The sequence below is a fragment of the Immundisolibacter sp. genome (assembly GCF_041601295.1).
In the GTDB taxonomy this organism is placed as follows: Bacteria; Pseudomonadota; Gammaproteobacteria; order Immundisolibacterales; family Immundisolibacteraceae; genus Immundisolibacter.
Genome location: NZ_JBFIII010000003.1, coordinates 1 through 21974, shown reverse-complemented (window position 1 = coordinate 21974; position 21974 = coordinate 1). Strand labels below are relative to the sequence as shown.

Below are 21974 nucleotides of genomic sequence, written 5' to 3'. Positions count from 1 at the left end.
TGATGTGTCTGGCGTCCTCGCCTCGCCGCTGCCCGCTGTGTGGTCTCTTGTTGGCTTAAGCTGCGAAGTGGCAAGCTGCGAGGTGGCATGATCGCTTCCGCCGCTTCGATGGAGTAGTACAACCCTGAGACTATTTTTTCGGCGCCTTACTCGGCAGCGCAGGTTCCTGCCGCTACTGCTTGTTATCTTGCTGGTAGCGTTGCAGATGGGGACGGTGCTGCACACGCTGGGCCATTTTGCTGACGCGAGCAGGCCCGATTCGTCAGCGCCGCCGCCCCACCAGGTCTGTGCGGTCTGTGTGGCTTATTCCGGAACAGTTGGCGCATTGGTGCCGGCGATGCCGTTGTTGCCGTTTGCGGTCGTGTTCGCGCCAGCACCGCTGGCGTCGCTGCCGTTCGTTGCCCTTCCTCCCCTCGCTCTCCCGTATCAGGTTCGGGCGCCGCCGTTGCTGGTCGCTGCCTGAATTCTGAACGGCGGCCGCCGGCCGCCCAGACCGACCCGCCCCTGAGCGGGCGTTTACGGGAGTTATTCCATGTCCTATCGTCTGGCTATTGCCGCGGCGGCGCTGTGCGCGCTCGTCGTACCGACACAGGCTGCGCCGCAGGATGACCTGTCCGCGCTGCGCACCGAGTTCGAACAGAAATTCAAAGCCCTGCAAGGCGACTACGAGGCGCGGCTGAAAGCGCTCGAAAGCCGCGTTCAAAGTGCAGAAACCAAGGCACAAAGTGCCGAGGAGACTGCCCGGAGCGTCGAGCGGACGGCCAGCGCGGCGCCCCCGGCCGTGCCGAGCGCCTTCAACCCGCAGCTGTCGCTGATCCTGCAGGGCGCCTACCTTGACCGTGCCGGCGGCGAACGGCCGATCAGCGGGTTTTTCCCAGCTGGCGGACACGCGCACGCCGAGCGCGGCTTCACGCTCGATCACACCGAGCTGGTGATGAGCGCCAACACCGATCCCTACTCGCGCGGCCTGGTCACTCTGGCGGTGGCGGACGAGGAGGTCGAGGTCGAAGAAGCCTGGTTCCAGACCTTGCGCCTGGGCCACGGCCTGACCGTGAAAGGCGGGCGGTTTTTTTCCGGCATCGGCTACCAGAACGAAAAGCACCCGCACGCCTGGGATTTCGCCGATAACAACCTGATGTACTCGGTGCTGTTCGGTGGGGGCCTGACGCAGGACGGCCTGCAAGCGCGCTGGCTGGCGCCGACCGAGTTGTTCCTGGAGCTGGGTGCGGAAGTCGCCAGGGGGCAGTTCTTTCCCGGCTCGGATGGCGGCGCGGACAAGAACGGCGCCGCTGCCTGGGCCGCTTTTGCCCATGTCGGCGGTGATGTCGGCGCCTCGCATGCCTGGCGCGCCGGGGTGTCCTATCTGCGCGCATCGCCCCGGTAGCGCGAGGCCTTCCTGGACGATCTGAACGACTTCGAGGCGCTCAGCCTGTTCTCGGGCACGTCCAAGGCCTGGCTCGCCGATTTCGTCTGGAAGTGGTCGCCCGATGGCAATCCGCGGCAGCGCAATTTCATCTTCGCGGCCGAGTATTTCGACCGCGACGAGGATGGCGAGCTGCTGTGCGAGGACGCAACCGCAGACGGCGGTGCCTGCAGCGGCCTGACGGACCGCTACGCCAGCGCCCAGTCGGGCGGCTACGCGCAGGCGGTGTACCAGTTCATGCCGCGCTGGCGCATCGGAACCCGTTACGACCGGCTCAGTGCGGGTTCCGTGGACTTTGGCGCCAACGGGGCGTTTTTCGATATCACCGATTTTGATCCCAGCCGCTGGAGCCTGATGACCGACTACTCGCCGTCGGAGTTCTCGCGCTTTCGCTTGCAGTTTGCGCGGAACAAATCCGTGCAGGGCGACCCGGACAGCCAGGTCATCCTGCAATACATCATGAGCATTGGCCCGCACGGCGCCCACAAATTCTGAAGGATCAATCCCATGAAATCGTTAGTTGCTTTCGCACTGACCGCGTTGGTCCTGGCGGCGCCCGCTGTCCGGGCGGCGCTCAATGTGCTTGCCTGCGAACCGGAGTGGATGGCCTTGACGCAGGAGCTGGCTGGCGATCTGGCCGAGGTTTCGGCCGCCACCACCGCCGTGCAGGATCCGCATCGCATCCAGGCGCGGCCCTCGTTGCTGGCCAAGGCCCGCCGCGCCGATCTGCTGGTGTGCAGCGGCGCGGAGCTGGAAAGCGGCTGGTTGCCGCTGTTGCACCGCGAGGCCGGTAACGGCCGGATTCAGCCCGGTCAGCCGGGTTATTTCGAAGCGGCCCGTTTCGTGCGCCTCATCGACCGTCCGGCGGTGCTCGACCGCGCGATGGGCGACATCCACGCCGCCGGCAACCCGCACCTGCACCTGGACCCGCGCAACGTCGCGCGGGTGGCCGACGCGCTGGCGCAGCGGCTCGGCGCGATTGACCCGGCGAATGTCGCCCGCTATGCGCAGCGCCATGCCGACTTCCAGCAGCGCTGGTCGGCGGCCATCGCGCGCTGGGAGCAGCAGGCCAGTGGGCTCAGGGGCATCCCGGTGGTGGCCCATCACAAGAACCTGGGTTACCTCGCCGATTGGTTGGGACTGACGGTGGTGGGCGAGCTCGAACCGAAGCCGGGCATGGAGCCGACCGCCAGTCACCTCGCCGGCCTGCTGGAAACCCTCAAGGCCACCCCGGCGCGGATGGTGCTGCGCGCCGCCTATGAATCGCCGAAGGCGTCCGAATGGCTCTCCAGCCGCGCCAGCATCCCGGCGGTGGAACTGCCGTACACGGTGGGCGGCTCGGCGGGGGCGGCGGATCTGTTTGGCCTGTTCGACGATACCCTGAACCGCCTGCTGCAGGCCGCGCCGTGACGCTCGATGGCCTGCAACCGACCATCCTGCTGCCGGCCCTGGTGGCCGGCCTGCTGGTGCTCGCCACGCACATCCCGCTGGGTCGCGAGGTGCTGCGCCGCGGGATCATTTTCATCGATCTGGCGATCGCGCAGATCGCCGGCCTGGGCATTGTCATCGCCAGCACGCTCGGCTTCGAGATCAACGGCTGGCGCACCCAGGTCAGCGCGGTGATCGCCGCGCTGACCTGGGCGTTGTGCCTGCGCTGGATGGAGAGGAAAAACCCGACCCACCTGGAGGCGGTAATCGGCGTCAGTTTCGTGGCCGCCGCCTGCGCAGCCATTCTGCTGATGAGCCAGGACCCGCACGCCGGTGAGCACCTGAAGGATCTGCTGGTGGGCCAAATTCTGTGGACCACCTGGGATGGCTTGCTGCCGCTGGCCGGTGTGACGGCCCTGACGCTGCTTGGCTGGTTCGGCCTGCGTTGGCGGGACTCGCCTCTCGGTTTCTATTTGCTGTTTGCGATCACCGTCACTGCCTCCGTGCAGGTGGTGGGGGTGTATCTGGTGTTCGCCAGCCTGATCGTGCCCGCGCTGGCGGCCGGTGGCAGGCTGGTCCGAGCAGGCGCTGTCGGTGTCGCTGGTTATGTGCTCGGGCTGCTGGCGTCCGGGTTGTTCGACCTGCCGGCAGGCGCTGCGATCGTGCTTGCTCTGGTTGTTTGCGCAGTCATTTTCCCAACGTCACTGCGCGACGGGCAAGCAGCATGACGTTGTTCGTGCCTCCGTTTTCCGCCCCTGGTAAGCCGACCTCCTACCTTGGCTAGTTACCACCATGGTGCCTGATTAATCCGCGTTTCAGGTCGTTGTCCAAGATGCAGGTGACGCCGGCGACCATCCGTGCCTGTGAACCCGTAACCGGAAATGCAGTGACCGGAACTCTACGGGTCATCGCTTCCCACGACACTCAACTGGCGGTTGGGGCGAGAAACGCAGCCGCTCCTAATCCGGCGCCTGGGCTAGATATTCATCAGGCTTGAAGCGGGTGTGTTGCGAGCCGCATAGCATGGCTCGCACAGGCTGGCTGAGCGGCCGATAATGTCCGCATGCAACACACGCGCCGCCTGCTCGAACTCATGGCCCACCTGCGCGATCCGCAGCATGGCTGCGCCTGGGATCTGAAACAGGATTTCGCCAGCGTGGCGCCGTATACCCTCGAAGAAGCCTATGAGGTCGCAGACGCCATAGCGCGGGCGGATTTTGACGATCTGCGCCAGGAGCTTGGTGACCTGCTGTTGCAGGTGGTGTTTCACGCGCAGATGGCGCAGGAAGCCGGCCTGTTCGACTTCGAGGACGTGGCGGCTACGATCTGCGACAAATTGCAGCGCCGCCATCCGCACGTCTTCGGGGATGCCGTTTTCGAAACCGATGCCGAGCGTGCCGCTGCCTGGGAGGCCGCCAAGCAGGCGGAGCGGGCGACACGACCGGGCGCTGACGACGGAGTCCTTGCCGGCATAGCGCTGGCCTTGCCGGCTTTGCGTCGGGCGCAAAAATTACAGCAGCGCGCAGCAGGTGTGGGTTTCGACTGGCCAGACGTGACGCCGGTGTTGAACAAGCTCGACGAGGAACTGGCCGAGATGCGCGAGGCCTTGTCTGAGGGCGACCGCGCGGCGGTGGCGGACGAACTGGGTGATGTGTTGTTCGTGCTGGCCAATCTGGCCCGGCATCTGGACCTTGATGCGGAGGACAGCCTGCGCGGCGGCAATGCCAAGTTCGAGCGCCGTTTCGCCTATATCGAAGCGCGTCTGCGCCAGGTCGGTCGGTCCGCCCGGGACTGCACGCTGGAGGAACTGGATCAGCTATGGGATGCCGCCAAGGCGCAGGGTCTTTGACCTGCTCAGAGCTCCTGGTGGTCGATCACCGTCTGCCCGGGACGACTGCGGGCAAGGCCCCGAAACAGTGCGATCAGACTGCCGTCCTGGTCGCGCACGTCGACATCATAGACGCCACTGCGCGGGCGGCGCTCCAGCTGCCGGGCGCTTGCGGTCAGCAGCTCGCCGGCCCGTGCCGGGCGTAGGTAATCGATGCTGCAATGCTGTGCCACGGTCAACTCGTTACCGCTATTACAGGCATAGGCAAAGGCGGTGTCTGCCAGGCTGAAAATAAACCCGCCGTGGCAGCTGCCATGACCGTTGAGCATCGACTCCTGCACCGTCATGGTGAGCACGGCGCTGCCGGCGCCGCAGTGCTGCACCGCGATGCCAAGGTGTTGGGCCGCCAGGTCGCGAACGTAAAGTTCGCGGGCGACGGAAGCGGCCAGGGCGTCGGGCGGGCTAATGTCGGACATGCAGGCTGAGGATAGCATCGGCCTTGCTGCCTGGCCGCGTACGCCGGCCCAGGCCGTGGCAGTACAACGAGCGCTCAGCGGTCGCGTGGTCCGGCACGATGTCCTGGGCGCCGTCCGCCGGGTCGCCGGAGTGGACGTCGGCTTTCCGATGCCTGCCTGGGCTCGCGCCGCGGTGGCGGTGTTGTCGTTTCCCGGGCTGGACTCGCTTGAACACGTGCTGGCCGGGCAGTCGGTGACATTTCCCTATATTCCGGGGCTGTTGTCGTTTCGCGAATTGCCGGTGGTTCTGGAAGCGCTACGCCGACTGGTCCACCCGCCGGACGTGCTGCTGGTCGACGGCCAGGGCATCGCCCACCCACGCCGCTTTGGCATTGCATGCCACCTCGGGATACTCACTGGCTTGCCGAGTATCGGAGTGGCGAAGACCCGGTTGGTCGGCAAGCACCAGGCGGTGCCGGACCGCCGCGGCGCATGGGCACCCTTGCGTGACGGCGATGAGGTGATTGGCGCCGTGCTACGCAGCCGAGTCGGCGTGCGGCCCATCTATGTGTCAGTTGGCCATCGGGTGAGCCTGGATACAGCGCTGAGCCTGGTAATGGCCTGTGTCACCCGGTTCCGGTTGCCGCAAACCACGCGTGCCGCGCACGCCCTGGCCTCGCAAACGGCAACGGCCGGCGTCTGGCAACCCCCACATTAAAGTTTGGCCCGCTCGGTCCGATATGCCGAGCACGGGGAGCCGGATTCACTGGGACGCACCTATGACTGCCACCATTAAGTTGGTATCGGGCGCCGATACCGCCCACCACGATTCTGCGGAGCGTCGTTACGACCGCCGACGGTCTCGCGACGAACGCCTGCTGATACAGATTGTCAGCGCCGATGCGGCGCCGGAACTGGCTGGCGCGACCTTGCCAGCACGGACCTGCGACGTCTCCGCGGCCGGGATCGGCCTGTGGCTGGAGCGGGAATTGGCGGTCGGCGCGCGGCTTGAATTATGGGTCAACGTCACCAGCGTGCCGGGGAAGTTCTTCCTTTGCGGAGAGGTGCGCTGGTCGCGCCATGTGACGCCGGATTACCTGCACGGAATTCAACTCACGCCGGTGCCAGGTGATGATCTGGCGCGCTGGCAGCGTTGTTTCGCCTGAGCCTGGGCGATGTTTCAACAGTTGCTGTGAAGGATCCCATGGGCCGTTCAAAATCCAGTAAGACCGATATTGATGCCGAACGGAATTCCGTTGGTGATGTTCTCGCGTCCGCGCAGCAGGCGTTCATGGCGTCCGTGCGGGGTGCGTTTACCACCATGCTCGGCAAGCTCGACGATGCCCTGTTTGATCTGGCCCAGGAGGCCGATGGTGATCTTGAGCGTAGCAACTACTTTGACGCCATACGCGAACTGCGGCTCGGCCGGGAAACCATAGAGAATCGATTCGTCGCCGACCTTGATGCCTGCTGGCAGGCGGTTGAGCGTGGCGAGGGGCCGGGCGCGCGGCGCGAATCCGGCGCCGATCGCAGCGAGGTCATGGCCTTTACCGCCGCGGTGCGGCGTGCCGAAACCGACTGCGCAGACGCCCTGCGAGCGGTACGCGATGGGGTCGCGCTGGCGGTTGGTATTCCCGACGGCGACCAGATACTCGGCCCCAGACAGGTATTCGCCGCGTTTGAGGCGGCTTGCCGCGACACGCCGGCCGACCCCGCTGTCCGGCTTATCGTGATCAAGTTTTTCGAGCGTCATGTGGGCGTTGCCCTGCCGGAAATCTATCGCTCCCTGGCGCAGGACCTGACGACCCCGGAAGGGGCTTTGACGCCCCTGTCCGCCGATGCAACGGATCTGCCCGTGTTGGAGATCGATCGGCAGCCGAACTCGCCGTTTGAGGCCCCCGACGGGGGTGACATCGACCTGAGTGCCCTGATACAGCGCGCGCTGGCCGGTGGCGAGGCGGGGCAGGGCAATGAGGCGCTCAAACTACTGGCTACCTTGCAGCAGCATGACCGGCCAGGAAGTCGCAGTCGTTCGGCGTCCATTGATCTGGCGCGGATTGCCACCCGGCAGGTAACGCCACCGGTCTCGGACCTGTCTCAGCAAATGGTGCTGGACATGGTGGCGTTGTTGTTCGATTCGGTGTTTACCGATATTGCGGTTCCGGTGTCGGCCCGGCTACAGATCGCCAGATTGCAGATTCCGTTTCTGCGGCTTGCCTTGCGCGACCGGGCCGTACTGGCGCGCCGATCGCATCTTGGGCGGCGCTTCTTTGATCAGTTGATCGCCGTGACCCGTACCTGGCGGGAACCGCTGCTGCCCCCTCAGCACGACGTGCTGGCTGCCTTGATCGACAGTGTTGGTGAGTCGTGCATGGACGATCACCGGGCTTTCGCTGCCGCAACCGAAAGCGGATTGGCCGATTTGCGTTCTCTGGCCATGCCATCGGGCAAGGCCATCGGCGAGACGGAATCACGTCATCAGGCTTTGTCGGCGCGTGTCGACGCGGAACTGACGCAGCGTCTTGCCAAGTCCGGTCGCCTACCCGATCCGGTCGATGTTTTCCTGCGCAGTCACTGGCGCCAGTATTTGATCGACTGCCTGGAGCGTTATGGCGCGGAAGCCTCGCCGTGGCGGCAGGCCTTGGCCAGCGTCGATGCCCTGCTGTGGAGTCTGGTGCCCCGGGAAGGCGCAGCCGCGCAGCGCCTGGAGGAACTGCGCCCCCGTCTGTTGCGCCAGTTGCGCCAGGGCATGGATCAGGGCGGGGTGTCGATGTTCGAGCAGGAAGCGTTCCTGGAGACCCTGGACGAGATTTATCAGCGTGTTCGGGCGGGTCAATCGCTGTGGGACTGGGAGGAAGCATCGGCTATCGAGTCGTTCATGACCGATGGCGCACCAAAGACCGTGTCATCACGTGGACCTGGGAAAGCCATGGATGTGGACCCTGCTCCCAAGGATGATGAGTACAACGGATCGGAAGAAATAGTGAGCTTGGATGACCTTGCCGCCGAGCTGGACCTGGAAGACGCAGCCGCCCTGGACTTGCCTGGCGGGGTTGCGCCGGAGGCGCACAGCGATCAGTTCCACGCCGAGGACCCGATTGGCGAAACCGACGAGGTCGATCTGGATCGCGGGATGGACGTGGACGCCAACGATGTCGGCGACGAATCCGACCACGACGCGGAGTTGTCTGACGAATCCGGTACTGACGATCAGATATCCGAGGAGCCAGTTTCGGACCAGGATAAACAGGCCGGCGACGACCGCGCGCAGGCCTCGGACGTCGAGCAGGCGCCGGACGCAGAAATCGGCAGCCTGGAAGCCCTGCTACGCCGACGTGGGTTGACCGCGGCGGCGCACGAGGTGGAGGAAGTCATCATTACCGAGCGTAGCGGCCGCAGTTGAGTTGTTCGGCGGTGGCGGGCTACCGAATATGGCCTAGGATGCCGTCGAGTTCGTCCAGCGTGGTGTAGTGAATCACCAGGCGTCCACCGCGGCGGCCGTGTTCGATATGTACGCTGGCGCCCAGGCGTTCTGACAAGGTTTTCTCGAGGCGTTGCAGGTCAGCACTTTGTGCCCGCGGCGATGGTGTTGTCTCGCCCCGCAGCTGGCGCGCCACCAGCTGTTCGGTCTGCCGAACCGACAGATCCTTGGTCACTACGCGCTGCGCAATCTCGTGCTGGAGGTTTCCATCCAACGCCAGCAGCGCCCGGGCGTGGCCCATGTCGAGCTGGCGGCTTTCCAGCATCGCTTTGACCGGCGGCGTCAGCTGGCGCAGGCGCAGCAGGTTGCTGACCGCCACCCGGGAGCGACCGACGGCGCGAGCCACCTGCTCGTGGGTGAGGCCAAATTCGCGCGTCAGTCGTTCGAGCGCGTCCGCTTCTTCCATCGCGTTCAGATCCTGACGCTGAATGTTCTCGATCAGCGCCACCGCGGCGGCCGCTTCGTCGGGAATATCGCGCACGATGGCCGGTATCTCGTGCAAACCGGCCAGTTGAGCTGCCCGCCAGCGTCGTTCGCCGGCGATCAACTCGTAGCGCTGATCATCGGTACGGCGTACCAGCACCGGTTGCACCACGCCCTGGGCACGGATTGAGTCGGCAAGCGCCGTGAGCTCCTCCTCGCCAAAATGGCGCCGGGGCTGGAAGCGACCGCGCTCGATCTGTTCCAGCGGCAAGCGCGTGAGACGTTCCTGCGCAGTGGGCGGTTGGTTGGCGCTGAGCAGCGCCTCCAGGCCCCGGCCAAGTCCTCGCTTTTGTGTCATGCGGCCGCCGTGGATGTGTGCCGGCGCAACATTTCGCCGGCCAGGGTAAGAAACGCCGTGCTACCGACGCAGTTGCGGTCGTAGTCGAATACCGGCAGGCCGTGGCTGGGGGCTTCGGCCAGACGCACATTGCGCGGAATGACGGTTCGGTACAGGCGTTCGCCGAAGTGGCTTTGCAACTGTTCCGACACGTCCCGTGCCAGCCGGCTGCGCGGGTCGAACATGCTGCGCAACACGCCTTCGACGTGCAGTGCCGGGTTGGCCCGGGTTGCGATGTCGGCAATGGTGTCGAGCAAGTCTGAAAGGCCCTCCAGGGCGTAGTACTCGCATTGCATGGGGATCAGCACCGAGCCGGCGGCAATCAGCGCGTTCACGGTCAGCATATCGAGCGCCGGCGGGCAGTCGATCAGTATGTAGTCGTAGTCGCCGGCCACGGGAGCCAGGGCATCGCGCAAGCGATACTCGCGCCGGTCAAGCTGAAACAGTATGACCTTGGCGGCGGTCAGGTCGGCATTGGCCGGCACGGCATCGTAACCGCCGCTGGCCGCGCGTCGCGCCTGCGTCAGCCGCGCTTCCCCGGTCAGCACTTCGAGCACGCCCGGTGTGGCGCTGCGTTTGTCGATACCGCTGCCGGTGGTCGCGTTGCCCTGCGGATCGAGGTCTATCAGCAGCACCCGCCGCCCGGCACGCGCCAGGCCGGCAGCCAGGTTCACGGTGGTGGTGGTTTTGCCGACTCCACCTTTCTGGTTGGCGATTGCGATGATGCGTGACATGCGCGGTTCAGGGGCTACAGGGCACGAGCACTTTAACCGACCACCCGCCGATCGAGCAGCACCAGGGTGCGGCGGGCGGGGCCGTCGAAGCCGGGCAAGGTCACGGTATCCACGAGCGTGAACTCGGCTGGCAGGTCAGTCAGCTCGGCCTCCACTGTCGGACCTTTCAAGGCCAGTATCCGGCCGCCCGGTACGCACAGCTTGCAGGTCAGCCGCAGCAGCCGCGGCAACGGCGCGAAGGCCCGCGCGATGACCACGGGAAACTCGGGTACTGGTTGGTACTCCTCGGCCCGGGCGCGCACCACCTGCACGTTGCCAATGCCAAGTGTGAGTGCCGCGTGTTCAACGAAGCGGGTTTTCTTCAGGTTGCTGTCGAGCAGCACGTGCTGGGTGTCGGGCCGCGCCAGTGCCAGTGGCAGGCCGGGAAAGCCGGCGCCGGTGCCCACGTCCAGCAGCGGGCCCGGCGGCAAATAGGCCAGCACCGCCAGACTGTCCAGCAAGTGGCGCGTCACCATGTCGGCTGGCGTGTGCACGGCGGTCAGGTTGAAGGTGCGATTCCACTCCCGCAGCAGTTGCAGCAGGGCAATCATCCGCTGGCGAGTCGCGTCCGGCAGGTCCAGCTTGAGTGTCGCGAGTCCGCTATCGAGCCGCGCGCCGGCCGCGGACCAGTCGCCGACGAGCGGCGCCCTAGGCGGCATGAGTCGACGCGGCGCCGCGGCGCTTCAGATGCACCAGCAACAGGGAGATGGCGGCCGGGGTCACGCCGGGTACGCGGCTGGCCTGACCGACTGTCACCGGTCTGGCCGCGGCAAGTTTCTGTTGCACCTCATGCGACAGACCGCGGATCGCGGCGTAGTCGAGGTCGCTGGCCAGGACGGCGTGTTCCTGTCGTTGTTGGCGCTCGACTTCGGTGCGTTGGCGCGCGAGATAGCCGTCGTACTTGAGGTCAATTTCAAGCTGAGTGGTGGCCTCGGTGTCGCCATCGGCCTGGCCGGTACCGGGCAGCTGGTGCAGCTTGGCGTAGGAGATTCCGGGCCGACGCAGCAGCTCAAGCGCCGTGGTTTCGCGTCCGAGCGGCCCGCCGAGCAACGCGTTGTTGTCGTCGTCAAGCTGCTGCGGCCGCAGCAGGATGCCGCCCAAACGGACCGTTTCGCGGGCCATGGCCTCACGCTTGGCGCTGTAGCGCGCCCAGCGCGCGTCACTTACCAGGCCCAGGCGGCGACCGGTTTCGGTCAAGCGCTGGTCGGCATTGTCCTCACGCAGCCATAGCCGGTACTCGGCTCGGGAGGTGAACATGCGGTACGGCTCGGCGGTGCCGCGGGCGGTGAGGTCGTCGACCAGCACGCCAATGTAGGCTTCATCGCGGCGCGGCCACCAGGGCGCCTCGCCGCGCGCGCGCAGGCCGGCATTCAGACCCGCCAACAGCCCTTGCGCAGCCGCTTCCTCGTAGCCGGTGGTGCCGTTGATCTGGCCGGCGAAGAACAGGTCGCCGATGGCCTGCGTCTCCAGCCACGGATTAAGCGCCCGTGGGTCGATGTAGTCGTACTCGATGGCGTAGCCGGGGCGTGTGATGTGTACCCGTTCGAAGCCCGGGATGGCGCGCACGAAGGCGAGTTGCACATCGAACGGCAGACTGGTCGAGATGCCGTTCGGGTACACCTCGTGCGTGTCCAGGCCCTCGGGTTCAATAAAAATCTGGTGTGCCTGCTTGTCGGCAAATCGCACCACCTTGTCCTCGATCGACGGGCAATAACGCGGGCCGATGCCTTCTATGGCGCCCGAGTACATGGGCGAGCGGTGCAGGTTGGTGCGGATTACATCGTGCGTCTGAGCGGTGGTATAGGTGATGTGGCAGCTCACCTGGCGCGGGTGTTCGGCCGCCTTGCCAAGAAAGGAGAACACGGGCGTCGGCGTGTCGCCAGCTTGCTCGTTGAGCGCGCTGTAGTCGATGCTGCGCCCGTCCAGGCGCGGCGGGGTACCGGTCTTCAGGCGTCCTGCCGGCAGGTCGAGTTCGCGCAGGCGCCGCGCCAGCGCGACGGCCGGCGCATCACCGGCGCGCCCGCCGCCGTAGTGCTGCTCGCCGATGTGGATAACCCCGCCGAGGAATGTGCCTGTGGTAAGCACCACTGCGCGGGCGCGAAACGAAAGCCCCATCTGCGTGACCACGCCGCAGCAGTGGCCGTCTTCGACGATCAGGTCGTCCACGCTTTGCTGAAACAGACTCAGCCCGGGCTGCCCTTCCACCAGCCTGCGCACTACCTGCCGGTATACAGCGCGGTCGGCCTGGGCGCGCGTCGCGCGCACGGCCGGTCCCTTGCTGCGATTGAGCACCCGAAACTGGATGCCGGCCAGATCCGCAGCGTGCGCCATGGCTCCGCCCAAGGCATCGATCTCGCGCACCAGGTGGCTCTTGCCGATGCCGCCGATGGCCGGATTGCACGACATCTGGCCGATACTTTCAAGGCTATGGGTCAGCAGCAGCGTATCGGCGCCCATCCGGGCCGACGCCAGCGCCGCCTCGACACCGGCATGGCCAGCGCCGACCACAATGACGTCGAAGGGGCGATCGAACTGCATGGAAAGGACCAGGGTGGACGAGAAAAAACCGTTATGATAGGCGGCCTTGCGTTTTGCTGCCAGGCGGCACGCGGCCGCCACCCCGCCCTATGAATCCGCTTCGAAAACTGCACCTCAAGACCTTTGGCTGCCAGATGAACGTGTACGACTCACAGCGCATCGCCGATGTGCTGGCGCAGTCGCATGGGCTTGAGGTCACGGCCGACCCCGCCGAGGCAGACGTGCTGCTGCTGAACACCTGCTCCATCCGCGAGAAGGCCCAGGAGAAAGTGTTCTCGGAGCTCGGTGCGTGGTGGCACGATTACAAGCGCCATCGCCCGGAACTGGTTATCGGTGTCGGTGGCTGTGTCGCTAGCCAGGAGGGCGAGCGCCTGCGCCAACGGGCGCCCTATGTGGACCTGGTATTCGGGCCGCAGACAATCCATCGCCTGCCGCAATTGCTGAACCAGGCCCAGGGTCGCCGGGCCGCGGTGGACGTGAGTTTTCCGGAGATCGAAAAATTCGACCGCTTGCCGCTGCCACGGGCGCGCGGCCCGGCCGCATTCGTGTCGGTGATGGAGGGCTGTTCCAAGTACTGTAGTTTTTGCGTGGTGCCCTACACCCGGGGCGAGGAGTTCAGCCGCCCGCTGCTGGATGTTTTGACCGAAGTCGCGGTGCACGCCGAGCAGGGCTCCCGTGAGGTGACCTTGCTGGGGCAGAACGTCAACGCGTATTTGGGCACAACCCCGCGCGGCGGCACGGCCGACCTGGCCGAACTGATCAGGCAGGTGGCGCAGATCGACGCCATCGCCCGCATTCGCTTCACCACGTCACACCCGGTCGAGTTTACCGACCGCCTGAGCGATACCTATGCCGAGGTGCCCAAGCTGGCGGCGCACCTGCATTTGCCGGTGCAAAGCGGTTCTGACAGCATCCTGCGGGCCATGAAGCGCGGCCATACCGTAGCCGAGTACCTGGCCAAGATCGGGCGGGTACGTCAGGCGCGGCCGGGGATCAGTCTGACCACGGACCTCATCGTCGGTTTTCCTGGTGAAACCGAGGAGGACTTCGCCGCCACCCTGGCGCTGGTGGAGGCGGCCAGTTTCGATGAGGCATACAGCTTCGTCTACAGCGCCCGGCCCGGTACGCCGGCGGCGGCGCTGGCCGATGACACGCCGCCCGAGGTGAAGAAAGAGCGTCTGGGTCGTCTGCAAACGCTGGTTGCGAACCGGTCACAAGCCTTCGTCGAGCGCCTGGTGGGCAGCGTTCAGCGGGTGTTGGTGGAAGGTCCGGCCAAACGCGGGCAGGGCCGTATGCAGGGGCGGATCAGTCACAATCGGGTGGTAAACTTCGCCGCCGATGAGCAGCTCGCGGGCCAGATGGTGGATGTGAAGATCAACGCGGTTTCTGTCCATACTCTGCGCGGCGAGTTGGTTGCCTCGCGTCACGCCGCGTGACGGTAACGGTTGGCTTGAATTCGCCTCCAGAGGTGGCGGAAGTCACCCTCGAACCTGGCGATAACGCGCGCCTGGCCCGCCTGTGCGGGCCGCTCGACGAGCACATTGGCCAGCTGGAGAGTCATTTTGGCGTAACCATCCGGCGCCACGGCCATCAGTTTTCCATCACTGGCGTGACCGAGTCGGTCAGTGGCGCCCGACATGCCTTGCAGTCCATGTACGACGAAACTGCCGGCAGCGAGGAGCTGTCCGCGGCCAAGGTGCACCTGTTGGTTCGCGCCAGTCTGTCCGGACAGGCGCAGCCTGTATCTGAGTCAGCCGCGGTGGTTGCGGTGGGTCGGCGGCAGATGGTGCGTGCCCGTGGCCAGCGCCAGTCCGAGTACCTGGACAACATCCGGAAGAACAATATTGTGTTTGCCGTCGGGCCGGCCGGCACGGGCAAGACCTATCTTGCTGTTGCCTGCGCCGTCCAGGCGCTGCTGGAAGAACGCGTACAGCGCCTGGTGTTGGTGCGTCCGGCCGTGGAAGCGGGGGAGAAACTCGGTTTCCTGCCGGGTGATCTGGCACAAAAAGTCGACCCGTACCTGCGACCGATCTATGACGCGCTGTACGAGATGCTGACGTTCGAGAAGGTGAGCAAACTCATCGAACGGCATGTAATCGAGATTGCGCCGCTGGCCTATATGCGCGGGCGCACGCTGAACGAGGCCTTCATCATCCTTGACGAGGCACAGAACACCACGCCCGAGCAGATGAAAATGTTCCTGACGCGGCTCGGTTTTGGCTCAACAGCGGTGATCACCGGTGATGTGACGCAGGTCGATCTGCCGCCGAATCGGCGCTCGGGGCTCAAACATGTCCTCGGCGTGCTCAAGGACGTCGAGGGTATTTCCTTCAATTTTTTCACAGCCCGCGACGTGGTCCGCCATCCGCTGGTGGAACGTATCGTCAATGCCTATGAGCGCGAAGTCGAGCCCCCTGCCGGCGACCGAAGTTGATGTCGATCGGGCCAGTGCCGTTGCGGCGCCGACCGACGCGGTGTTTGCCGCCTGGGTGGCAGCCGGTTTGGCGGCGCTCGGCCTGGCCCACGTCAGCCTCGCGGTGCGCCTGGTGGACGAGGCCGAAGCCGTGGTGCTGAACCGCGACTACCGCGGCAAGGACTACGCCCCGAATGTGTTGTCTTTTCCCTTGGCAGACGACTTTCCGGCCCCGCCAGACGAGCCGCGGCCGCTGGGTGACATCGTCCTGTGCTTGCCGGTCGTGCAGGCCGAGGCCCTGGCCTACGGCATGAGCTTCGACCAGCGTCTGGCGCATTTGCTGATTCACGGCGTGTTGCATCTGGCCGGGCACAATCACGACCAGCAGTCGCCCCGCCTGGCCATGGAAGCGCTTGAAACCCGTGTCATGGCGGAACTTGGGCTGCCCCACCCGTACCAGCAGTCGTGAGTACCGACGCCCACTACGGTTTGTTGCAGCGCATTGGCCACGCCTTGTTTGGCGAGCCGTTCGACCGCGAGCGCTTGATGCGGCATCTGAAAAACGCCGCCGATGCAGCGGTACTGGATGCCGGCACCTTGAGCATGATCGAGGGCGTGCTCACCATGGGCGAACGCCAGGTGCGTGATGTCATGGTGCCGCGCTCGCAGATGGTGGTGATGCGCCGTGACGATGACCTGGAGGGCATGGTGCAGGTGGTGGTGGCCAGCGGTCACTCGCGCTACCCGGTAATCGGCGAGGACCGCGACGAGGTCATCGGCTGCCTTCTGGCGAAAGACCTGCTGGCTTACTTGGAGCCAGGCAAGGAGGTTCAGTTCAACCTGCGCGACGTGTTGCGGCCGGCCGCCTTTGTGCCGCAAAGCAAGCGCCTTAACGTGCTGCTACGTGAGTTTCGCCAGAGCCGCAATCACATGGCGGTGGTGGTGGACGAGTACGGCGGCGTGGCTGGCATGGTCACCATCGAGGACGTGCTGGAACAGATCGTGGGCGAGATCGAGGACGAGTACGACATCGACGAGGATGAAGCCTTCATCGAGCCGGATGCCGATGGCAGTGTGCGGGTGCAGGGGCTGGCGCCGATTGAGGCGTTCAATGAACATTTTGGTGTCAGTTTCAGCGACGCTGAGTTCGACACCATCGGCGGCCTGGTGGCGCACCAGTTCGGGCATTTGCCGGATGCCGGGGAGCGGCTCCAGTACCAGGGTTTCGAGTTCGAGGTGGCGGCCGCCGAGGGGCCGCGCATCGACCAGATGGTGGTGCGGCGTCAGGACCTGTCGGTGCTCGAATCCGACGACGGTTAAGACGCCGGTGAAGCCGCTAAAGCCCCGCACCGGGCTGTTGCTGGCAGCCGCGGCCGGCGGGCTGATGCCGTTTGCCTATGCGCCCTTTGGCTGGTGGCAGCTGCCCCTGCTGGCGCTGGCTGGATTGCTGATTTTGGCCATGCGGGGCACGGCGCGGCAGGCGGCGGCGCGAGGTTACGTGTTCGGTCTGGCGTGGTTCGGCGGTGGTGTGCACTGGATCTTCGTCAGCTGCTACCGCTACGGCAACATGGATGTCGCCAGCGCGACCATCACTACTGCGGCCCTGGTGGCCTATCTGGCGCTGTTTCCGGCGCTGGCGCTGTATGTGGCCAGACGTCTTGGCACGCGTGAGGGTGCTTTTTTACTTGCCGCGCCGGGGACGCTCGGGCTCAGCGAATGGCTACGCTCCTGGCTGCTGACCGGCTTCCCGTGGCTGGCGCCCGGTTACAGCCAGATCGACAGCCCGCTCGGCGCCTTCGCGCCACTGGTCGGCGTGGCCGGGGTCGGGCTTGTGCTGGTTGCGGCGGCGGCTTTGCTGGTCTACCTGTCGACCCGGACTCGATGGCGCTGGCCGGCAGCGGCCATGTTCATTTTGCTGACGACCGGCGGGCTGGCACTGGACAGGATCGAGTGGACACAGCCGGCCGGGTCGCCGGTGCGCCTGGCCCTGGTGCAGGGCAACGTCGAGCAACAGATGAAATGGGACCCGGCCTATTTCGAGGCCACGCTGGATCGCTACCGGCGCCTGAGTGTCGGACAGTTCGATGCCGACGCGGTGATCTGGCCGGAGAACGCCGTGCCGGCCTTGCCAAGCCAGGTCGATCCTGGCTATTTCGCGGCGCTGCGGGCGGCGGCCGGTAGTGCCGCACTGCTGATCGGCATGCCAACCGAGGACGCCGATGGCCGCTACTACAATGCCCTGGTGCAGTTGACGGGCCCGGGCGGTGAGTACCGCAAGCGGCACTTGGTGCCGTTTGGCGAGTACGTGCCGCTAAAAAACCAAATTGGTCCGGTGCTTGATCTGCTGGCAGTGCCGATGTCGGATTTTTCGGCCGGTGGTACCGACCAGCCGCTGTTGCAGGTGGGTGACTCGCGCGTGGCCGCGTCGGTGTGTTACGAGATTCTGTTTCCGCAGGAGCTGCGCGCCGGCGCCGCGGCCGACTGGCTCATCAACATCAGCAACGACGCCTGGTTTGGCGATTCCATCGCCCCGCCGCAGCACCTCGATATCGCCCGCATGCGGGCGCGTGAACTGGGCCGGCCCATCGCCCGCGCCACCAACACGGGTCTTACCGCCATCATCGACCACCGTGGTCGGGTGACGTCCCGCGCGGCGCCGTTCGAGCCGACCGTGTTGCGCGGCGAAGTGGTGCCCCGGCGGGGTTTGACGCCGTTTGCGCGCTTCGGCGAGATGCCGGTGACGCTGCTGTGCCTGGCGCTGTGCCTGGCCGGCGGGTGGAAAGGCCGGGTGGGCTCGGGTCGACGGCTATAATCGCCGGTCTTTTTTGCCGCCCCTTGCGCAGTCCTTCATGAATCGCCAGTACCACGCCGCCACGGTCGAAACCCAGGCCCAGACCTGGTGGCAGGAACATCACACTTTCGCAGTAGCCGACGACGGTCCGGGCGATAAGTTCTACTGCCTGTCCATGTTCCCGTATCCGTCGGGTGCGTTGCACATGGGGCACGTGCGCAACTACACCATCGGCGATGTGCTGGCGCGCTATCAGACCATGCAGGGACGTCGCGTGTTGCAACCGATGGGTTGGGACGCCTTTGGCATGCCGGCCGAGAACGCCGCCATCCAGCGCGGTATTGCGCCGTCGCGCTGGACTTACGACAACATCGACCACATGCGCACGCAGCTGCAGCGCCTGGGCTTTGCCTACGACTGGCGGCGTGAGATCGCCACCTGCCGGCCCGAGTACTACCGCTGGGAGCAGTGGCTGTTCACGCGGCTGCTGAAAAAAGGCCTGGCCTACCGCCGGTTGGCGGCGGTCAACTGGGACCCGGTCGACCAGACCGTGCTGGCCAACGAGCAGGTGATCGACGGCCGTGGCTGGCGCTCCGGCGCCCTGGTGGAGCGGCGCGAGATTCCGCAATGGTTTTTGCGCATCACCGACTACGCAGACGAGCTGTTGGCCGGCCTGGATGAGCTCGACTGGCCCGAGCCGGTCAAGACCATGCAGCGCAACTGGATTGGCCGCTCGGTAGGCATTGAGCTGAGTTTCGAGGTGCCCGGTTACGGCCCACTGAAGGTGTATACCACCCGGCCGGACACACTGTACGGCGCCACTTACATGGCCGTCGCCGCTGATCACCCGCTGGCGCGCCAGGTGGCGGCGGCCGATTCTGGCCTGGCGTCGGCCATCGACGCGCTCAAGCCCCGCGAGACCAGCGAGGCGGCCATGCAGACCCAGGACAAGCTCGGTGTCGACACCGGCCTGCGCGCCGTGCACCCGCTGACCGGTGCGCAGCTGCCGGTGTGGGTAGCCAATTTCGTGCTGATGGACTACGGCGAGGGCGCCATCATGGCCGTGCCCGGCCACGACCAGCGCGACTGGGAATTCGCCCGCCAGTACCGGCTGCCGATCACGCCGGTGGTGGCACCGGCCGGATTCGACGGCGATCCGGCAAGTCTGGTCGCGCACGCCGCGTTCACTGACAAGGGCCTGCTGATCAACTCCGGACCCTATGACGGCCTGGAATTTCAGGCAGCGTTCGACGCCATTGCCGACCTGGCCGAAGCGCGCGGTACGGGTGCCCGGCGCGTGCAGTACCGCCTGCGCGACTGGGGCGTGTCGCGTCAGCGCTACTGGGGCTGCCCGATTCCGGTGATTCATTGCGAAGCGTGTGGCCCCGTGGCGGTGCCGGACGAGCAACTGCCGGTGGTTCTACCCGAGGACGTGACGGTGGACGGCAGCGGCTCGCCGCTGACGCGCATGCCCCAGTTCTACCAGACTACCTGCCCGGACTGCGGCCGCCCGGCGCGGCGCGAGACCGACACCTTCGACACGTTCTTCGAGTCGTCCTGGTACTTCGCCCGCTTCTCCTGCCCGGACCTGGACAGCGCCATGCTGGACGGGCGTGCCAACAGCTGGTTGCCGGTGGACCAGTACGTCGGCGGCATCGAACACGCCATCCTGCACTTGCTGTACGCGCGCTTTTTTACCAAGTTGATGCGGGACGAGGGTCTGGTGCAGGTCGACGAGCCGTTCACGCGTCTGCTGACGCAGGGCATGGTGCTCAAGGATGGCTCCAAGATGTCCAAGTCCAAGGGCAACACGGTCGACCCGCAGGCGCTGATCGACCGTTACGGCGCCGACACGGCGCGCCTGTTTACTATTTTCGCCGCACCGCCCGACCAGGCATTGGAGTGGTCCGATGAGGGTGTGGCCGGAGCCAATCGCTTCCTGAAACGCCTGTGGGGGTTTGCCGCTGACTTCATCGTCTGGCGCGAAGGCGCGCCGACCGGCGATGCTGGGGCGTTGGACGCGGACCAGCGTGCCGTACGCAGGGAGCTGCACGAGCGTCTGAGCCAGGCCAGTTATGACTTCGCCAGGAGCCAGTTCAACACGATCGTGTCGGCCGGCATGAAGATGCTGAACGAGATGTCGCGTTTGGCGGTACCCACCGGGGCCGATGGTGCTGGCTACCGAGCGGTGGTGGACGAGGGCCTGTCCATCCTGTTGCGGCTGCTGGCACCGATCGTGCCGCACATCACGCATGTGTTGTGGGCGCAGCTTGGCCATGACGGTGCCATCCTGCACGCGGGCTGGCCGCAGGTGGACCCGGCAGCGCTGGAGCGTGCCCAGATCGCGTTGGCGGTGCAGGTGGGCGGTAAGCTGCGCGGCACCGTCTGCGTGTCGGCAGATGCCGACCATGACGCGATCTGCGCCGCGGCGTTGGCTGAACCCAACGTTCAGCGCTTTGTCGGTGCTGGCGCGGTGCGCAAAGTGATCGTGGTGCCAGGCAAGCTGGTCAACATTGTCGTCTGAAACTCATAGAGAATTCGTTCATGAGCACTTTTCTGCGCCTTCCGGCATTCGCCGCATTGTTGTTCCTGGTTGGGTGTGGCTTCCACGTGCGCGGCCACTACCAGCTGCCGGACACGGTGGGGGCGGTATTCATCGAGGTCCCGGGTTACGACTATGACCTGCGTCACAGGCTGCACCGGGCGCTTTCCAGCCGCGGCGTGCGCCTGGTCGAGGACGCCACCGAGGCCGACTCGGTCCTGCGTATCAGCGATCCCACCTTCACTACCCGTGTGCTGTCCGTGGGCACCGACGCCCGGGTGTTGGAGCACGAGTTGCGTTACACCTTGGGCTTTGAGCTGAGCCGGCGGGATGGCAGCTTCCTGGTGGCGCCGCAGAACCTGGAGTTGCTGCGCGACATTTCCTACGACGAAAGCAACGTGCTCGGCAGCCAGAGCGAGGCTAATGCCGGCCGCGTGGAACTGCTGGATCAGTCGGTGCGCGAGATCGTGCGGCGCCTGGCGGCGCGGCTGCGCTAACCGCCGGCTCCGACATGCAGATCAAGGCAGAGCAGCTTGCCAGCGCGCTTGAGCGGGGTTTGCAGCCGATTTATCTGCTCGCGGGGGAAGAACCTGTGCTGGTTGCCGACGCCGCCAGCGCGGTGCGCAAGGCAGCGCGGCGGCTGGGGTTTGGCGAGCGCGTGGTGCATGAGGTCGAGCGTGGTTTCGACTGGAGCGTGCTGGGCGGGGAGGCGGCCAGCCTGTCCTTGTTTGCCGAGCGGCGACTGATCGAACTGCGCCTGGGTGGCGGCAAGCTCGGCGACGACGGCAGCGCTGCCCTGTGTGCGTACGCCAAGGACCCGGCGCCGGATGTATTGCTGCTGCTCACCGGGGAGTCATTCGAGCGCCGAGTACGGGACAGTGCCTGGTATCGGGCGTGTGATTCGACCGGCGTGGTGATGTACGCCTGGCCGCTGGAGGCGACCGCGATGCCGCGCTGGCTGGTAGCGCGTGCCCGCTCGCTGGGAGTAGCGCTGAATGAAGCGGCGGCGAGCCTGCTGGCCGATCTCACGGAAGGCAACCTGTTGGTGGCTGCCCAGGAACTGGACAAGCTGGTGCTGCTCAGCCCGCCGGGCGCGGCGCTGGGCCGCGACAGTGTTTTGCAGGCGGTGACCGACAACCCGCGCTTTGCCGCGCGGGATCTTGCCGACGCGGTGCTCGCGGGCGATGGGCGGCGCTTGACCCGGGCACTGGCACATTTGAAGGACGCCGGTGAGACGCCCATCCTCGCGCTGTGGCAGCTGACTCAGGATTTGCAGCGACTGATCGACGGCAATATGGCGGGTCAACCGCCGCGACGGCGGGAACTCCTGACCCGCGCCCAGCGGCGTCGGCCGGCGGCATTCTGGCAAAGTTTGCGGGCCCAGGCGGCGCTGGTGGATCGGGCCTGCAAGGGCGTGGGCAAGGGCGCCGAGCCGTGGCTGGCGGTGGCCAGCCTGGCCCTGCGGATGGCCGGGCACAGTCG

At 65.8% G+C, this 21974-nt stretch carries 21 protein-coding genes; 16 read left to right on the top strand and 5 right to left on the bottom strand.

What is annotated here, in order from left to right; genetic code table 11:
* Positions 1-532: 532 nt before the first annotated feature.
* The 5 genes from ABZF37_RS00835 to mazG all read left to right on the top strand — a co-directional run bounded on the left by ABZF37_RS00835 (position 533) and on the right by mazG (position 4700).
* The gene (locus ABZF37_RS00835; protein ID WP_372715734.1) at positions 533-1384 is read left to right on the top strand and encodes a hypothetical protein; all 852 of its coding nucleotides are present in this window, start codon (positions 533-535) and stop codon (positions 1382-1384) included.
* Between the two features lie 276 nt (positions 1385-1660).
* Positions 1661-1918 carry a hypothetical protein gene (locus ABZF37_RS00830; protein ID WP_372715732.1) on the top strand — a complete coding sequence of 86 codons (258 nt, stop codon included), beginning with the start codon at positions 1661-1663 and terminating at the stop codon, positions 1916-1918.
* 12 nt (positions 1919-1930) lie between these two features.
* Positions 1931-2833, top strand: a complete 903-nt coding sequence (locus ABZF37_RS00825) for a metal ABC transporter substrate-binding protein (RefSeq protein ID WP_372715730.1) — start codon at positions 1931-1933, stop codon at positions 2831-2833.
* Entirely contained in the window at positions 2830-3579 is a 750-nt protein-coding gene (locus ABZF37_RS00820; RefSeq protein WP_372715728.1) for a metal ABC transporter permease, read from the top strand. Before ABZF37_RS00825 ends, ABZF37_RS00820 begins: the two co-directional genes overlap by 4 nt.
* Positions 3580-3914: 335 nt before the next feature.
* Complete coding sequence (gene mazG / locus ABZF37_RS00815; protein ID WP_372715726.1) at positions 3915-4700, top strand: nucleoside triphosphate pyrophosphohydrolase; 786 nt, start codon at positions 3915-3917, stop codon at positions 4698-4700.
* A gap of 5 nt (positions 4701-4705) precedes the next feature.
* On the opposite strand, the gene paaI is transcribed toward mazG, so the two are convergent.
* On the bottom strand, positions 4706-5155 hold the full coding sequence (gene paaI / locus ABZF37_RS00810; RefSeq protein ID WP_372715724.1) for a hydroxyphenylacetyl-CoA thioesterase PaaI: 450 nt from the start codon (positions 5153-5155) through the stop codon (positions 4706-4708).
* On the opposite strand from paaI, the gene nfi reads away from it, so the two are divergent.
* The 3 genes from nfi to ABZF37_RS00795 all read left to right on the top strand — a co-directional run bounded on the left by nfi (position 5154) and on the right by ABZF37_RS00795 (position 8537).
* Complete coding sequence (gene nfi / locus ABZF37_RS00805; protein ID WP_372715722.1) at positions 5154-5852, top strand: deoxyribonuclease V; 699 nt, start codon at positions 5154-5156, stop codon at positions 5850-5852. The two genes, paaI and nfi, sit on opposite strands and share 2 nt — an antisense overlap.
* Positions 5853-5913: 61 nt before the next feature.
* Positions 5914-6300, top strand: coding sequence for a PilZ domain-containing protein (locus ABZF37_RS00800; RefSeq protein WP_372715720.1), 387 nt, complete (start codon positions 5914-5916; stop codon positions 6298-6300).
* 38 nt (positions 6301-6338) lie between these two features.
* The gene (locus ABZF37_RS00795) at positions 6339-8537 is read left to right on the top strand and encodes a DUF1631 family protein (protein WP_372715718.1); all 2199 of its coding nucleotides are present in this window, start codon (positions 6339-6341) and stop codon (positions 8535-8537) included.
* A gap of 19 nt (positions 8538-8556) precedes the next feature.
* Here ABZF37_RS00795 and ABZF37_RS00790 read toward each other — a convergent pair whose 3' ends face one another.
* From ABZF37_RS00790 to mnmG, 4 genes are read right to left on the bottom strand one after another with little or no spacing between them, the layout of a single operon-like run.
* A complete protein-coding gene (locus tag ABZF37_RS00790) occupies positions 8557-9396 on the bottom strand; it encodes a ParB/RepB/Spo0J family partition protein (protein ID WP_372715716.1) in 840 nt (279 codons plus the stop codon).
* The gene (locus tag ABZF37_RS00785) at positions 9393-10169 is read right to left on the bottom strand and encodes a ParA family protein (RefSeq protein ID WP_372715713.1); all 777 of its coding nucleotides are present in this window, start codon (positions 10167-10169) and stop codon (positions 9393-9395) included. Before ABZF37_RS00785 ends, ABZF37_RS00790 begins: the two co-directional genes overlap by 4 nt.
* A 32-nt stretch (positions 10170-10201) precedes the next feature.
* Complete coding sequence (rsmG, locus tag ABZF37_RS00780; RefSeq protein WP_372715711.1) at positions 10202-10867, bottom strand: 16S rRNA (guanine(527)-N(7))-methyltransferase RsmG; 666 nt, start codon at positions 10865-10867, stop codon at positions 10202-10204.
* Positions 10857-12746 carry a tRNA uridine-5-carboxymethylaminomethyl(34) synthesis enzyme MnmG gene (gene mnmG, locus ABZF37_RS00775; RefSeq protein WP_372715709.1) on the bottom strand — a complete coding sequence of 630 codons (1890 nt, stop codon included), beginning with the start codon at positions 12744-12746 and terminating at the stop codon, positions 10857-10859. Before mnmG ends, rsmG begins: the two co-directional genes overlap by 11 nt.
* Positions 12747-12835: 89 nt before the next feature.
* Between mnmG and miaB the strand changes: the two genes are divergently transcribed.
* The 8 genes from miaB to holA form a co-directional block, all read left to right on the top strand.
* Positions 12836-14182 (top strand): tRNA (N6-isopentenyl adenosine(37)-C2)-methylthiotransferase MiaB, encoded by a 1347-nt coding sequence (gene miaB / locus ABZF37_RS00770; protein ID WP_372715707.1) that lies wholly within the window; start codon positions 12836-12838, stop codon positions 14180-14182.
* Positions 14183-14196: 14 nt separating this feature from the next.
* Positions 14197-15180 (top strand): PhoH family protein, encoded by a 984-nt coding sequence (locus ABZF37_RS00765; protein ID WP_372715705.1) that lies wholly within the window; start codon positions 14197-14199, stop codon positions 15178-15180.
* Positions 15140-15628 (top strand): rRNA maturation RNase YbeY, encoded by a 489-nt coding sequence (ybeY, locus tag ABZF37_RS00760; RefSeq protein ID WP_372715702.1) that lies wholly within the window; start codon positions 15140-15142, stop codon positions 15626-15628. Before ABZF37_RS00765 ends, ybeY begins: the two co-directional genes overlap by 41 nt.
* Positions 15625-16479, top strand: a complete 855-nt coding sequence (locus ABZF37_RS00755; protein ID WP_372715700.1) for an HlyC/CorC family transporter — start codon at positions 15625-15627, stop codon at positions 16477-16479. Before ybeY ends, ABZF37_RS00755 begins: the two co-directional genes overlap by 4 nt.
* Positions 16480-16486: 7 nt before the next feature.
* Positions 16487-17971: an apolipoprotein N-acyltransferase gene (gene lnt, locus ABZF37_RS00750; protein WP_372715698.1), complete on the top strand. Its 1485-nt coding sequence runs from the start codon at positions 16487-16489 to the stop codon at positions 17969-17971.
* 37 nt (positions 17972-18008) lie between these two features.
* Complete coding sequence (gene leuS, locus ABZF37_RS00745; protein WP_372715695.1) at positions 18009-20474, top strand: leucine--tRNA ligase; 2466 nt, start codon at positions 18009-18011, stop codon at positions 20472-20474.
* Between the two features lie 20 nt (positions 20475-20494).
* Entirely contained in the window at positions 20495-20989 is a 495-nt protein-coding gene (gene lptE / locus ABZF37_RS00740) for an LPS assembly lipoprotein LptE (protein ID WP_372715693.1), read from the top strand.
* 14 nt (positions 20990-21003) lie between these two features.
* A partial coding sequence (gene holA, locus ABZF37_RS00735) for a DNA polymerase III subunit delta (protein WP_372715691.1) occupies positions 21004-21974 on the top strand: 971 nt, incomplete at its 3' end.